This window comes from candidate division WWE3 bacterium, assembly GCA_026396615.1.
Lineage (GTDB): Bacteria > Patescibacteriota > WWE3 > JAPLWK01 > JAPLWK01 > JAPLWK01.
Genome location: JAPLWK010000010.1, coordinates 115,109 through 128,971, shown reverse-complemented (window position 1 = coordinate 128,971; position 13,863 = coordinate 115,109). Strand labels below are relative to the sequence as shown.

Sequence of the window (13,863 nt, the reverse complement as noted above, 5' to 3'; positions counted from 1 at the left end):
AAACCTACTCCATCTCAATTAAAAACAATATGTTCTACTTTCTACTAACTAAAAAAATAGATTTGCAGACTGTTAACAAAAACCTATCAAACCTATCTAACCTAAATCAAGATCTAGATTTTATGCGCCGCCTAAATATTGAGCCAGTCATGTATAATGATGACAAGAATAATTTGCCTCCGTGGCGCAATGGATAGCGTATCACGCTTCGAACGTGAGGGTTGAGGGTTCGAATCCCCCCGGAGGCACCAAAATTTACTGCTTTGCAAAGCAAAACAGCAAATTTTGTTTTCGGTGGGATGAGAATGCCGGACTGACTCCACCACCGGCGGAGGAGGGAGGCAGGCCCGAAAGTCTTAAAGCTTCTTTCTGAGCGCAACGAAGAATTAGAAGCTTTTAGAACTTGTGGGCGAATCCCTTAACGATCAAAAAAAAGCCGAAGTGGCGAAATGGCAGACGCGCTACCTTCAGGAGGTAGTGCCCGCAAGGGTATGAGGGTTCGACTCCCTCCTTCGGCACCACGTAAAAATTTGTTACAATAGCAGCACGAGCCAAGGTAGCCTAGGTGGTCATGGCGCCGCTCTGAAAAAGCGGTCATGTCAGTTCGACTCTGACCCTTGGCACCATTTTTGTGGATCAAGGCCTTACTACTGCCCAGGCAGCCGACATTTTAAAAAAGACCGGTTACAATGAGCTATCCCAAAGCCGGATTGGTTTTTTGTCCCAAATTAAAGAGTTAATATCCGAACCAATGATAATCCTACTAATTATCGGCAGCATCCTCTATTTTACCCTCGGCGAAATTTCCGACGCCGTCCCTCTGCTCATTTCCGTCGTCGCCATCATTTTGATTGATATCTACGAAGAGCGTAAGGCTAAAAAAGCTTTAGAAGCACTGCAGCAAATCGGTAGCCCGCGGGCGTTTGTTTTAAGAAACGGTGAAACAGTCCATATTGCAAGTAGAGAGGTCGTAGTCGGCGATTACCTAATTTTAAATGAAGGTGACCGCGTAGCCGCTGACGCCACTCTTACTCAGGTCACTAACCTTAGTTGTGAAGAGTCAATGCTCACCGGCGAATCCGTTGCAGTGCCAAAGCTAAACGGGGCTGCCGTTTTTATGGGCACTCTAATAACCACCGGGCACGGAATCGCTCAAGTAACCGCTACCGGACCAAAAACGGAAATTGGCAAAATCGGTAAATCACTAAATGAAATCAAGATTGAAGCTTCGCCCTCTAAAAAGGAAATTGGAAGCCTGGTTAAAAAAATCGCCTTTATCGGAGCCACTCTATGTCTGTCTTTAGTCGTTTATTACGGGTTACGTCAAGGCAACTGGCTGCAGGGAATTTTAGCCGGAATCACTTTAGCAATGTCGGTGATCCCGGAGGAAATCCCGGTGGTTCTAGCAGTTTTTACAATCCTCGGAGCCTTCCGAATTTCCAAAAAACGCGTGCTGGCTCGTAGAAGTTCCGTTATTGAAACGCTAGGAGCCACCACCGTTATTTGCCTAGATAAAACAGGCACTATCACTCAAAATAAAATGCGTCTAAGCGGGCTTTATATACCAGGAAAGTCTTATGAAATCGTCGGCGACAATATTCCAAATGAATTCGCGGAATTAATTAAAGTTAGCGTTTTGGCAAGCGGAACTCGCACAGTTGATCCGATCGAAAAAGCCATTCATGAGTTTGGCAAAATTCCAGAGGGTTGGCATCATCAAACTGAAGTACCTTTAAATATGGCAGTATCCGAAATTTGGAAAGATGATTCTGGCAACGATTTGACCGCTCTTAAAGGAGCCCCGGAAACTATTCTTGATTATTGTCTAGTTAATCTAATTGAAAGAGAAGTTATATTAATCAAAGTGGTGGCAATGGCTGAAGCAGGACTCCGAACGCTCGCTGTCGCTGTAAGTAGTTCTGAGGGACCGCGGTTCTTAGGATTACTGGGATTTACCGATCCAATTAGGCCGGCGATAAAGGACGCGGTTAAGATGTGTTATTCAGCCGGAATAAGAATTGTCATCATAACCGGTGATCATCCCGAAACCGCTAAAAGGATCGCTTTGGAAATAGGCCTTAAGAATAGTCGTAATTGCATTTTAGGGCCGAATCTTAAAAGCTTAAACGAATCGCAATTGGAAAAAGAAGTTAAAACAAACAACATTTTTGCCAGGGTGTCGCCTGGCCAAAAGCTGCTCCTGGTGGAAGCGCTTAAAAAAAGTGGCGAAGTGGTCACGATGATTGGTGACGGAGTTAACGACGCACCGGCCATTAAAGCGGCCAACATTGGCGTCGCCATGGGCGAGCACGGTACCGACGTTGCCAGGGAATCGGCTTCCTTGGTGCTCCTTGATGATAATTTTACTTCGGTGGTTGACGCGGTACGGCTGGGGCGCCGCATTTATGCCAACATTCGCCGAGCAATTGTTTATGTTATTGCCCTACACTTTCCGATCGCCGGAATGGCCTTAATACCGGTCTTTCTGGGCTTTCCGCCGGTTTTCTTCCCGATCCATATCGCAATTATGGAGCTATTTACCGATCCAGTGAGTTCCATGGTTTTTGAGTCTCAAGACGAAGAACCAAATATCATGAAGAAATCTCCCCGTAAATTATCCGAAAAAATGGTTACCAGCCAAATCTTAATTTCCGGTGTAATTCAAGGCCTAATCTGCCTAGGCTTCGCCTTACTGACCTTTGGAATTGCGACGAGTTTAAAACTGGGAGAATCTGAGGTAAGAACCATGGTCATTGTGACTCTACTCGTCATTAATATCGGAGTGGTTCTGGCTAACCGAGTCTGGAGTATAGATAGATCATTGTCTATATTTATTGTAGCCTCAACTATATTTGTAATCATCTCCCCGCACGTGCCACTAGTTCGCGACTTTCTAAAACTCGGCCAGATCAGTCTTTTGCATCAAGCAACAGCCATTGGCATCGGCCTGCTAGCGACTGCGACTTTAGTATTTATCAAAAAAATAAGGACGATCCACTTTGTTAAGTAAATCGTCCTTAAACGAAACTATGAAACTAAAGTCTGGCAAAGACAACAATCAGAAGTAGTAAAGCCACTCCGCCCCAAGTTAAAGTCGTAATGTTCTTTATTGTTAAACCCAAGTAATACTTATCTAATTCATCTTCGTGCTTCGGCATGGCGAACTGAGAAGGTTCGTAGAAACGTATCAGTTGGAATTCACCTCCCTTTCGACTACAGAATACAACCGTCTTATTGCTGAAAGGCCAAAAGACCTGAATCCCCCATTCTTGTGCATCCCCAACGCTATCATCAACAAAATGCGCCAAGATACAAAGAGCGACCAATGTTGCGTAGAAAACCGAGAACGGGGCGATCACCAACCACACTAAGACAATCAGAATTGGTTTGTGAAACCGAAGCCGATGGTCAAACGAAATTGGCCGCTTAAGTACCAACACATGAATCAACAAATCCAAATCTGGTGAAATAGCGGCAAAGACCCCCAACACGACGTTAAGAATTAGCACCAAAAAGATTCTGGGCTGAGCGAATAGCAACATCATCAGTGACGACAATGCCACGCCTGAAGCCAAATCCGGCGCTGCGACCATAAAGGTTCCGAACAACCAACGTAATTTGTTCATTTCTCTCCTTACCATTTAAGAATATGTTATTGACATCTTACCACACTACGGGGTATATATCAAAAGGGAATCTAGATATATAATAGGTACTTGGTTTGCGGGCTGCTAGCTCAATGGTAGAGCACTTCCCTCTTAAGGAAGTGGTTCCGGGTTCGAGTCCCGGGCAGCTCACCACGTAAAGATCTGAAGTGGCACGGCCACACGCAAGTTAGATAGTTTTAGCGAATCAAAGAACTTTAAGGTTCTGTTAGTTTTCTCGGCTTGCTTTAGAATTCCAGCTGCTTCGCTGACTGACTTTGGAGCGACTTCAGAATTAGTGCAAATGTAAAAAATATTGTTATAAACTTTCATCGCAAACACTACTTTAGAAATTCCTCTTAAATCGTTCTCTAAATCCTGATTAGATTTCTCGCCGTTGACCCTGTTGATAATTAGGACCCCACTCTGCGACAGCTTCGCAGCCGTCTGCTTTAAAAGATCATTCTGACCTAACTCCGGATCGTATTTATTCTCTCGGTAAGCATCCAGAATTATTAAATCAGCAGAGACCGCCGCATTCTTTATATAATCTGACGCATCGGCGGTTACTACTTGCAAATTACGATCGTTAAGATCAAAAAACTGCCGGCCTAGGCTAATTACTAACGGATCAATTTCCACCCCGATAATACTTTCAACTTGATAAGCCTGGTTAAAGAGTTTAACTTGAGATCCAGCTCCCAATCCTAAAATTAGAATCGTCCCGATTTGGCCGCTAAAATTTCCAGAAAACCAGGGCGCCGCTAAGTACCAATCAAACACTGTCCCTTTCGGGTTACTATTTAAATCGAAGGATGACTGCAGATATTTACCACCCGTAAATAGATTAACTCGATTGCCTTTTTTAGTTATCTTAACAGTAGAGTATAAACCCTGTTCTTCAAATAAAACTGATTCCGTAAACGGCCAACGCATTTTTTCAGTATACTGCTAGCGTGCCCGATTATCGTCAATCAAAAGAATACAGTTGTTATTTTGAAAACAGCGGTTGGGTAGTGGAAAAGGTTAAAGAGACGGTTATTTTAATTAAGCGAATTCCGCTCATTGGAAGTGTTATTAAAATTCAACGTTGCACCCATGTTCCCTTTGCAGAAATAGAAAAAATTTCACGACGCGAAAAAGCATTATATGTGATCGTTGAAGCCGCAATTTCTATAAAAGAAGATGCGTATGCGAAGCTTGAAACCGACTTTAAAAAAAACCACTATCAGAATTTGCGGCGGGCACTTTGCCCTTCTAAAACTTCATATATAAATCTAACTAAAACTGAAGAAGAAATACTGGCCAGTTTTGATGAAACAGCCAAAAAAAGTATTAAAAGAAATCAGGCCCAAAAAATTACAATTAAGATTACAGAGTCGCTGGCCGAAATTTACCCGTTATTGCAAGATACCGGTAAAATTAGTAATTTCTTCGTGCAACCGCTTAAAGATTGGCAAAAACAGTGGGGCGGGTTTGGGGAAAAGGCTCAAGTAATTCTCGCTTATAAAAATAATGAACTGTTGGGCGGCAATATGTCACTAATTACCCCGCCGCAGGCTTTTGGGTTATTTTTACCGTCTACTGCCACCGGCCGCACTTATAACATTGCCACCACGCTATTATGGGAGGGTTTAAAATTGGCCAAGAAAAACGGTTGTACTACCTTTGATCTTGATGGTATTTATGACGACCGCTCACACTCCCCCAAAAAATGGTTGGGGTTAACTGCTTTTAAAAGAAAATTTAGGGGTCAAGAAATAGAATTTATTCGTGCCAAAATAAAAATATATGCCTGGTTTTTTAAGCCTTTGGGTTGGTTCGGTCTGGTATAGAAAATTTACGTTTTACCAGTTTCCAAATATCATCGTGAGTTTGTTCGACGGAATTGTCGGATTTCACTATTTTCCAGCCAAACTTTTTAGCCAATTTTAAATGAATCGCTCGGTTCTTATTCCAAACAACGTCACCAGCGCTTTCGTATAAATGATGACTTTCGTGTCCAGATTTAAAACGTTCCCCGTCCATAAGGATTGATATATCAGGAATTAAGAGTCCGCTATTGACTTTTAGGAGAGCGCTTAAAGGAACGTCGCTGGTCATGCCCCAGGCAATCCCGGTACCTAAGTAATCTTCAGCAATCACGTTAATTCCAGCGTTTAAGTTAGCGACTATAATGTCTTGAAAATCTCGGCGATTTTGGGCGTAAATCGCTTGAAACTCTAAAGGATTAAATTTAGGACGAGTCGCCACTTTATCTTTTAGAGCCGATCGTATAATCGGGCCGGTAGGGTGCAACCCGTAGACTGGATATTTAACGACCAGCAGTTGCTCGTGATAGTTATTAACGATTTCACTAGCTAAAAGGCCTACTTGGGTAGACTTACCAATGTTGTTAGAGCCATAGATGACGATGAATTTACCTCTTTTGGTGCCATCAAGATATTTCATAACTTCACACATCTTATCATCACTATGTTAAATTAATAGTTGGATGAAATTAAAAAATATTCTTAAAATCTTAGGGCCAGGAATTATTACCGGCGCCGCCGACGATGACCCCTCGGGTATTGCCACCTACTCCCAAGCCGGAGCGATGTTCGGCTATAAAACTTTGTGGTTGGCATTTTTTAGTATGCCACTCATGGCCGCAATTCAAGAAATGTGCGCTCGAATTGGGTTAGTGACGGGGACCGGTCTCGCTGGTGTTATTAAGAAACATTACTCTAAAAAGTTACTTTTGATTGCAGTAATGACTTTGACTACCACCAACGTCATTAATATCGGCGCTGACTTGGGAGCGATGGCGTCTTCTCTCAGATTAATAATACCGATTCCGTTCGCTGTCTTAATCGTCGCCTTTATGCTTGGCTCCGTACTGCTTCAAATTTTCGTGCCTTACAAAACTTATTCTAAATATTTAAAAATTCTAATATTTAGTTTGCTGGCCTATGTCGTAACGGCGTTGATAGTCAAGCAAGATTGGCTCCAAGTTATCAAAAATACTCTGCTGCCAACTATTTTATTAAATAAAAATTACGTGATGGCGATTGTGGCTTTTCTGGGGACGACCATCTCACCCTATTTATTTTTCTGGCAAGCTAGCGAGGAAATTGAAGAGGAAATAAGCAGTAAAAGGATTCGCGGTTTTAATCTCCCGCCCCATAAATTGCAAACAGTTGATCTAAAAGCCATGCGTCGCGACACTATTATAGGCATGATCTTTTCCAACCTGATGACTTTCTTTATCATCTTAACCGCGGCGGCAACACTTGGTCGCGTCGGGCTAACTAACATCGCGACCGCTTCTCAAGCGGCCGAAGCACTGCGCCCCTTGGGAGGTAACCTGACGTTCTTGCTTTTCGTGTTTGGAATTGTAGGAACTGGATTATTAGCAATACCGATTTTAGCTGGCAGCGCTTCCTATGCCATTTCGGAGACTTTTGGTTGGAAAGAAGGTCTTTCTAAAACGCTGCGACAGGCCCCGGGATTTTATTTAGTAATCGCTCTGGCAACAATCTTTGGAATCATCGTCAATTTTACTCCCATCGCCCCATTTACGCTGCTCTATTATTCCGCGGTAGTAAACGGTTTAACGGCTCCGCTCCTCATGGTCATTATCCTCTCAATCGCTAATAACAAAGCAGTGATGGGGGCACGAACCAACTCTAAATTCTCAAATTTCTTAGGTATCAGCGCGACGCTAATTATGACCGCCGCCGCTGTTGCTTTACTACTGTTTAGTTTAAAATGAAAATCGATGGCTAATATTCCTTCACTCGGCAGAACTTATTTTAGTAATCCCATGAACCCCCTGCATGCCTTGGATACTTTTGACCTTGAGGGCAATTTAAACATGCTAGTCGAAATTCCCCAAGGCACGTTTAATAAATACGAATTTGTGACCGAAGCCGGAATTATTAAGCTCGACCGAGTCCTGTACGAAATGCTACCTTACCCCACCGAGTACGGCTTAATTCCTAAAACTTACGACGACGATAACGATTTGCTGGATGTAATGTGCCTTTTGACATATCCAACCTTCCCAGGGTGTTTAATTGCGACGAGACCGATTGGTATAATGTACATGAACGACGGCGGCGAGCGGGACGACAAGATTTTGGCGGTCCCAGCCGACGATTTTCGCTTTAAGCACTATAAGGACTTAGATGACGTGGCCCAAATTCGCTTGGATGAAATTCAATTCTTTTGGGAAAATTATAAAACACTGCAATTTAAACACAAAAATACTCCCGAACGCCGAGTAATTGTAGAGCGCTGGGGGGATGCCATAGAAGCCCGTGAGGTCATCGAAAAGTGCCGCCTAACCTATCACGCTAACTTCACTGATTAAACGCTTTAGTCCTACGTAGCTTTAGCGAAGTAGGGTGGTGCCCGGGGAGGGAGTCGGACCCTCATAACCATTAAGGTCAAGGGATTTTAAGTCCCTCGTGTATACCATTCCACCACCCGGGCTAGTCTATATAAAATTTCCTTACAGATTATATCACTCTATTTAGGCTATAATACCAACTGGGAAATATTCAATAATCAATACCGTATGCCCCCGTAGCTTAGTGGATAGAGCAGGACGGTTCTAACGTCAAGGTCGGGAGTTCGAATCTCTCCGGGGGCACCAAGGTTTACTTCAGAAATGATTTTTTGGAAGGTTTTTTAAGGCGCTTTGTGGTGACTTTAATATTTTCCGGTGTTGCCAATTTCTCCGGCATCGTGCCGCCGAGTTCTTTTATTGTCTGTCGCACTTTTTTTCCAACGTCATAATGCGCTTGATTGGCCTTACTTTGACCAAAGATATTTTCGCGTTTTAATTTAGCTTCAGCCTGCGTCGCTCTAAAAAGGTTCGCCGCTAATTCCTCACTACCCATATGATCTAAAATCGATTGGTTCTTCGTAAGTTTCTTCTGGGCGTGAATGTTTTTCTGACGCATTCCGCCATATAAGCCCATGTAACCAAAATCCTGGAAATTAGCGTGATTAACTACTCCGGCCGCTGTAGCGGCTTTGGCTAGTTCTATATTGTGAACTTTTAGTTCGCCTCTTAGAAACAGTCGTTTATTATCCTCAATTAGATTCTCATTCAACTCTTGCCGTCTAGCTTGAATGGCAAAATAAGTTTGGGCCAAAGCGATTTCTTCCTTACGGGGATCACCATTTTGAGCAATTAAATAACAAGCGTAACGCGATAAATCGTAGTTTTGGATCTCCCTTTTAGCCTCTTTTTTCGTTCCTGACGCGATATTTATCATATCGCTCACCTGAGCGAAATGATCCGAGGCCTTCTGGCCGCTGTTTTTGCAAGCTTCTTTCGCTCTTTCGATAGCTGGTAGAAACTTACCATACTCCGTGTAACCTAGTAATTTGTACAGATCCCGGGCACTCCAGTACTCTTGATCGTGTTCATTGATTTTCTTAATTTTTTCGAAGACATTATTAACCGTCATAACTAATACTTTAGCAAGTTAAGTTGTTGCGTCAATAAATAGGTCGAAGCTTAGAGGCGTAAGGGTTTTATGGTCTAAAATGACCGCCACGACGTCAATGCGGAGGAGAGTGGGATAATAAGGATGCTTCATAACGTAGAAATTGGCAGTTCTTTTAAGTGAGGAAAGTTTATGCTTAGTAACAGCTTCTTCAGGGTTGCCGTATTGATTTGATAACCGACTTTTAACCTCCACGAAAATTAAGGTTTTATCTTTGATGGCGATAATGTCGAGCTCTCCCCATTGAATATCGTTAAAATTACGCTCCACAATTTGATAACCCCTCTTTGACAAATATTCACAGGCGGCCGTTTCACCGGCTCTGCCAACCTCTTGATTATGATTTCCGGACATGAATAAATACTAAGCGCTAACTTCAGTTTCGTCTATAGTAGCGCCAACTTTAGATTTAGGCGCGGAGGATTTGAGGGTTTTAACCCGAGTAGCGGCCTTACCTAAACGATTACGAAGATAATAGAGTTTCGCTCGGCGCGAATCGCCTTGTTTGGTAACTTCGATTTTACTAATATTAGGAGAAAAGTCCGGGAAAATTCGTTCCACCCCAATGCCGCCGGTAGCGATTTTGCGGACCATGAAAGTCTTGGAAACGCCCATCCCATGGCGCGCAATGCAGACACCTTCAAAAGGCTGAATCCGGGCCTTGCCGTTTTCAGTGACTTTATAGAAGACTTTAATTGTGTCGCCGGGACGAAAATCAGTCATAAGACTTGCCAATAGTACCAAATGAGGTCGTAACAATCAAGCGTTAGCTAATTTTAGAGCCCTGGGACTGGGAAACAGCAACGGCGGCTTCCGCCGGCGTGCCTTTAATAACCAGCTTATTTTTGGCAACAGTGACGGTTACGAGACTACCATCACTAACCTCGTCTTTAATAATTAAACTGCTTATTTCATTTTCTACTTCTTTTTGAATCAGGCGACGCAGAGGCCTGGCCCCAAAGGTGGGATCATAACCCTCTTTCGCTAACCAATCCCGAGCGGCTAAGTCTATACTGATCTCGATCTTCTGTTCTTTAAGAATCTCGGCTAGTTTTAAAACCTCCATGTCGACGATTTTGCGAACGTCCTCACGGCTCAGCGATTTAAAGACAACGACTTCGTCAAGTCTGTTTAAAAACTCCGGCTTAAAGTTTTGCCGTAAAATATCAAACAGTTGTGATTTAATTTTTTCGGACGGATCTTCCGACTTTTTAGTATCACTGTTCCCAAAACCAATTGTGTTGGCATAAATTAATTCGCTGCCAACGTTTGACGTCATGATTAAAATAACATTCTTAAAGCTAACCAGGCGACCGTGAGCATCCGTAAGCCTGCCGTCCTCCATAATTTGTAGCAACATGTTAAAAACGTCAGGATGAGCCTTTTCGATTTCGTCCAGCAAAATAATAGAAAACGGCTTGCGACGCACGATTTCGGTGAGCTGGCCCCCCTCTTCAAAGCCAATGTAGCCGGGCGGCGCTCCCACCATTTTGCTAACTGTATGCTTTTCCATGTACTCGCTCATGTCGAGTCTCACCATCATGTCTGGGCTGCCATAGAGGACTAAAGCCAGAGCCTTGGCGAGTTCTGTCTTCCCTACTCCGGTGGGACCAAGGAACAGAAATGACCCGATTGGCCGCTTGGGATTTTTAAGGCCGGCTCGGCCGCGACGAATGGCTTCGCTGACGACTTGGACGGCTTCCTGTTGATCGACAATGTGTTCGTGAATCCGCTCTTCCAAATGAAGTAGACGGGCTTTTTCTTCCAGTGACAGTTCTTCGACCGGAATGCCGGTAGATCGCGAAACGACGCGGGCAATATCTCGCTTCACGACTGAGGGAATATCTTCCAGTTTAGTACGGGTCCATAAATCGACTAATTCTTGACGAACTTTCTCCAATTTAGCAATCTGCAATGAGTCATGAGCCTCTTTGGCCACCACCAATTCTTTTTCGACAGTCTTTAAATTTTCGGGCTCTTTAATTTGAGAAATCCGCACTTGCGCGCAGGCCTCATCAACCAAATCAATCGCTTTATCCGGTAGAAAACGATCGGAAATATAACGGTCGGAAAGCGACGCGGCCGCCAGTAAGGCCTCGTCAGTAATTTTAACTTTGTGATGTCGCTCGTAACGTTCCCGAAGACCTTTTAAAATCTCGAAAGTTTCCTCCATAGAAGGCTCTGGAACAACGATTGGTTGGAAGCGACGCTCTAAAGCGGCGTCTTTCTCTATTCTCTTCCGATACTCATCAAGAGTGGTCGCGCCGACTAACTGCAGCTCTCCTCGCGCTAAAGCCGGTTTAAGGATATTGGCAGCGTCCATGGCTCCTTCGGCCGCCCCAGCTCCAACAACGGTGTGTAGTTCGTCAACGAAGAGGATAACTTGGCCTTGAGCCCGAATCACCTCATTAATAACATCTTTAAGACGTTCTTCGAATTGACCCCGATGACCGGTCCCAGCTAGAAGCGCTGCCAGGTCGAGGGAGACGACTTTTTTACCCTGCAGAGTTTCCGGAATTTGACCGGAAGCGATCCGTTGCGCCAGGCCTTCCACAATCGCCGTTTTACCAACGCCGGGGTCACCAATTAGGACCGGGTTATTTTTAGTGCGACGAGACAGAATGTGGATGACTCGTTCGATTTCGTCTTTACGGCCAATGACCGGATCTAATTTATCTTCGGCGGCCAGTTTAGTTAGGTCCCTGCCATACTTGTTGAGGACGGAGGTGACACTTTGAGTTTGCTGCTGCATTTCATCAAAGCACTGTTGACACAGGCTCACCAGAACCTGTTGATTATTAATTAATTGAGTTGTTTGAACGACGGCAGGCCGCTGCCCACACCTTTGACATATCACCATAAATTTTTCAAATTTCTAATTTCAAATTTTAAATTCCCACTAATGCTCCCAAATATCGGAAACGGCTCCATCGGCTTCAACTGGAACTCTCTTTAATAATAGTTGACCGGCTCGTTCCATTTCGGCAATCTGCACCGGCAACCAAGCCTCCGCCTGATCTTCCCGAATCTCAACCACAATTTCGTCGTGGACCGTATGAATAATATTAGCGGCCAGCCCCAACTCTTTAATCTTTTTATGAATAAAAACCAAAGCGTATTTAGTAATATCGGCGCTACTGCCTTGAATCGGAGTATTCTTACCTTGACGCTCAATGTTCGAGATCAATTTCTCGTACATGGGGTCGGTGCTCTCCGGCATATTATACCATCTTTTCCGACCGCCCAAAGTCACCGAGTAGCCTTTATTAACGGCTTCCTTGGCCACGTGGTCCAACCAAATTTTAACGCCTTTGTAGCTATCAAAATACTGCCGGAGTAACAACTTACCCTCGTCAACGCTGCAACCAATTTGAGCCGCTAAAGAAGCGGCGCCGCGACCATACATTAAACCAAAGTTAATAGACTTGGCGTTAAAGCGCTGCGGTTTGGTGACTTCATCAAATGGAATATTAAACATTTTGGAAGCGGTGTAAGTATGTAAATCTAATTTATCGTCATAGGCTTTAAGCATCACCGGGTCTTTGGAAGCTTCCGCTAGAATTCGCAGTTCCATTTGTGAGTAGTCAGCGGTGACTAACTTATAACCGGGAGCAGCTGTAAAACAACTCCGGAACGAAGATTCTTTGGGAATTTGCTGTAAATTAGGGCTACTACAAGAAAAACGGCCGGTATCCGCCCCCAATTGCATAAAATCGGGATGTAGGCGACCGGTTCGAGGGTGGATTTTAGCGAGAAGATTCTCACCAAAAGCACTAATCAGCTTTTCAACCCCCCTGTATTCCAACATTAGTTTGGCGATCGGATGACTCGATTTAGACAAATGTTCTTCACCGGTTGCGATCATATTTAAACCCAATTTATTATTAAAAAGATCTAGAAGTTGTTGCTGAGAGTTAATATTAATGACGTCACTGACGTTGCCAAACAAATCGACCTGCTCAGTATTATAGAGAGGCCGAATTTCGTTTTGAATCTGCTTGGCGAGTGTATTACGTTTAATTTTAAGTTCTTCTAAATTAGCCCGCCACTTGGCCACATCGATATGGCTGCCCTTTACTTCCATTTCGGCAACGACAGGCATCACCGCAAACTCCAGCTGAGCGGTTTTAACCAGATCCTTTTTTTGAATATCCGCAAATTGAGCTTGGAAAATTGGAAATAACATAAAAACATCGTTGGCGGCGTAGGTTAAGTGACGCTCACTAAACTCCACATGCACCGATCCCAAATTTTCCCAATTATAATTGGCGTAATCTTTATCGATGTCCAAATCTAAATACTTTTTAGCAATGTCTTTTAAAGAGGCGTTGCGGCGGCCTAAACCGGCATTAACCAATTGTTCGGCCAACATGGTGTCAAACACATTCACCATGGCCACGTTTAATTTAACTTTAAGCAGAGAATAATCGAATTTGCCGTTTTGAAGAATTTTTAAAATCTTGCAATCTTCTAGAATCGACTTGATTGGAGCCATATCTAGTTTTCGGGCATCAAAAATGTAGGCCTTCTCGGGAGTGCCAATTTGAACCAGGAGTAGTTTGGCAAGGTATGGATCAAGCCCGGTGGCTTCCGTGTCGACAGCGATCATCTCGTGCTTCGGGAGCTCGTCGTTGACAATTTCCAAGAGACGATCTTGCGAGATCACGTATTCGTAATTAGGGTTTTTTAAATCAAGCATGAAAACTAAAGTTGGGGCA

13 protein-coding genes and 6 tRNA genes are annotated in these 13,863 nt (G+C 43.8%); 10 read left to right on the top strand and 9 right to left on the bottom strand.

What is annotated here, in order from left to right:
* From NT141_03615 to NT141_03595, 5 genes are all read left to right on the top strand, one after another.
* Positions 1-197, top strand: a 197-nt coding sequence (locus NT141_03615) for a hypothetical protein (protein MCX6784123.1), incomplete at its 5' end; no start/stop codon positions are given.
* Positions 176-251 (top strand) — tRNA-Arg (locus NT141_03610). The genes NT141_03615 and NT141_03610, both read left to right, overlap by 22 nt.
* A gap of 184 nt (positions 252-435) precedes the next feature.
* A tRNA-Leu gene (locus tag NT141_03605) sits at positions 436-521 on the top strand.
* A gap of 29 nt (positions 522-550) precedes the next feature.
* A tRNA-Phe gene (locus NT141_03600) sits at positions 551-626 on the top strand.
* 5 nt (positions 627-631) lie between these two features.
* Positions 632-3,010: a cation-translocating P-type ATPase gene (locus tag NT141_03595; protein ID MCX6784122.1), complete on the top strand. Its 2,379-nt coding sequence runs from the start codon at positions 632-634 to the stop codon at positions 3,008-3,010.
* Positions 3,011-3,035: 25 nt separating this feature from the next.
* Here the strand turns inward: NT141_03595 and NT141_03590 are convergent, their stop codons facing one another.
* Positions 3,036-3,626 (bottom strand): metal-dependent hydrolase, encoded by a 591-nt coding sequence (locus tag NT141_03590; protein MCX6784121.1) that lies wholly within the window; start codon positions 3,624-3,626, stop codon positions 3,036-3,038.
* Between the two features lie 99 nt (positions 3,627-3,725).
* Between NT141_03590 and NT141_03585 the strand changes: the two genes are divergently transcribed.
* Positions 3,726-3,800, top strand: a tRNA-Lys gene (locus NT141_03585).
* Here the strand turns inward: NT141_03585 and NT141_03580 are convergent.
* Positions 3,795-4,580 carry a hypothetical protein gene (locus tag NT141_03580; protein MCX6784120.1) on the bottom strand — a complete coding sequence of 262 codons (786 nt, stop codon included), beginning with the start codon at positions 4,578-4,580 and terminating at the stop codon, positions 3,795-3,797. The two genes, NT141_03585 and NT141_03580, sit on opposite strands and share 6 nt — an antisense overlap.
* A 20-nt stretch (positions 4,581-4,600) precedes the next feature.
* Here NT141_03580 and NT141_03575 point away from each other — a divergent pair, with 20 nt between their 5' ends.
* A complete protein-coding gene (locus NT141_03575) occupies positions 4,601-5,479 on the top strand; it encodes a peptidoglycan bridge formation glycyltransferase FemA/FemB family protein (GenBank protein ID MCX6784119.1) in 879 nt (292 codons plus the stop codon).
* Here NT141_03575 and NT141_03570 read toward each other — a convergent pair.
* Positions 5,448-6,095 (bottom strand): hypothetical protein, encoded by a 648-nt coding sequence (locus NT141_03570; protein MCX6784118.1) that lies wholly within the window; start codon positions 6,093-6,095, stop codon positions 5,448-5,450. The two genes, NT141_03575 and NT141_03570, sit on opposite strands and share 32 nt — an antisense overlap.
* 43 nt (positions 6,096-6,138) lie before the next feature.
* Here NT141_03570 and NT141_03565 point away from each other — a divergent pair, with 43 nt between their 5' ends.
* Both NT141_03565 and NT141_03560 read left to right on the top strand, forming a co-directional pair.
* A complete protein-coding gene (locus NT141_03565) occupies positions 6,139-7,398 on the top strand; it encodes an Nramp family divalent metal transporter (GenBank protein MCX6784117.1) in 1,260 nt (419 codons plus the stop codon).
* A 51-nt stretch (positions 7,399-7,449) separates the two neighbouring features.
* On the top strand, positions 7,450-7,998 hold the full coding sequence (locus tag NT141_03560; protein ID MCX6784116.1) for an inorganic diphosphatase: 549 nt from the start codon (positions 7,450-7,452) through the stop codon (positions 7,996-7,998).
* Between the two features lie 35 nt (positions 7,999-8,033).
* Here the strand turns inward: NT141_03560 and NT141_03555 are convergent.
* A tRNA-Leu gene (locus NT141_03555) sits at positions 8,034-8,120 on the bottom strand.
* A gap of 87 nt (positions 8,121-8,207) precedes the next feature.
* Between NT141_03555 and NT141_03550 the strand changes: the two genes are divergently transcribed.
* Positions 8,208-8,283 (top strand) — tRNA-Arg (locus tag NT141_03550).
* 4 nt (positions 8,284-8,287) lie between these two features.
* Here the strand turns inward: NT141_03550 and dinD are convergent.
* Genes dinD through NT141_03525 form a run of 5 tightly spaced genes read right to left on the bottom strand, consistent with a single transcriptional unit; the run spans position 8,288 to position 13,844 of the window.
* Positions 8,288-9,106: a DNA damage-inducible protein D gene (dinD, locus tag NT141_03545; protein MCX6784115.1), complete on the bottom strand. Its 819-nt coding sequence runs from the start codon at positions 9,104-9,106 to the stop codon at positions 8,288-8,290.
* Positions 9,107-9,124: 18 nt separating this feature from the next.
* Positions 9,125-9,499, bottom strand: coding sequence for a YraN family protein (locus NT141_03540; GenBank protein MCX6784114.1), 375 nt, complete (start codon positions 9,497-9,499; stop codon positions 9,125-9,127).
* Positions 9,500-9,508: 9 nt separating this feature from the next.
* A complete protein-coding gene (gene rplS, locus NT141_03535; protein MCX6784113.1) occupies positions 9,509-9,868 on the bottom strand; it encodes a 50S ribosomal protein L19 in 360 nt (119 codons plus the stop codon).
* Positions 9,869-9,911: 43 nt separating this feature from the next.
* Positions 9,912-12,005, bottom strand: a complete 2,094-nt coding sequence (locus NT141_03530) for an AAA family ATPase (protein MCX6784112.1) — start codon at positions 12,003-12,005, stop codon at positions 9,912-9,914.
* Positions 12,006-12,044: 39 nt separating this feature from the next.
* Positions 12,045-13,844: a DNA polymerase gene (locus tag NT141_03525; protein ID MCX6784111.1), complete on the bottom strand. Its 1,800-nt coding sequence runs from the start codon at positions 13,842-13,844 to the stop codon at positions 12,045-12,047.
* Between the last annotated feature and the right edge of the window lie 19 nt (positions 13,845-13,863).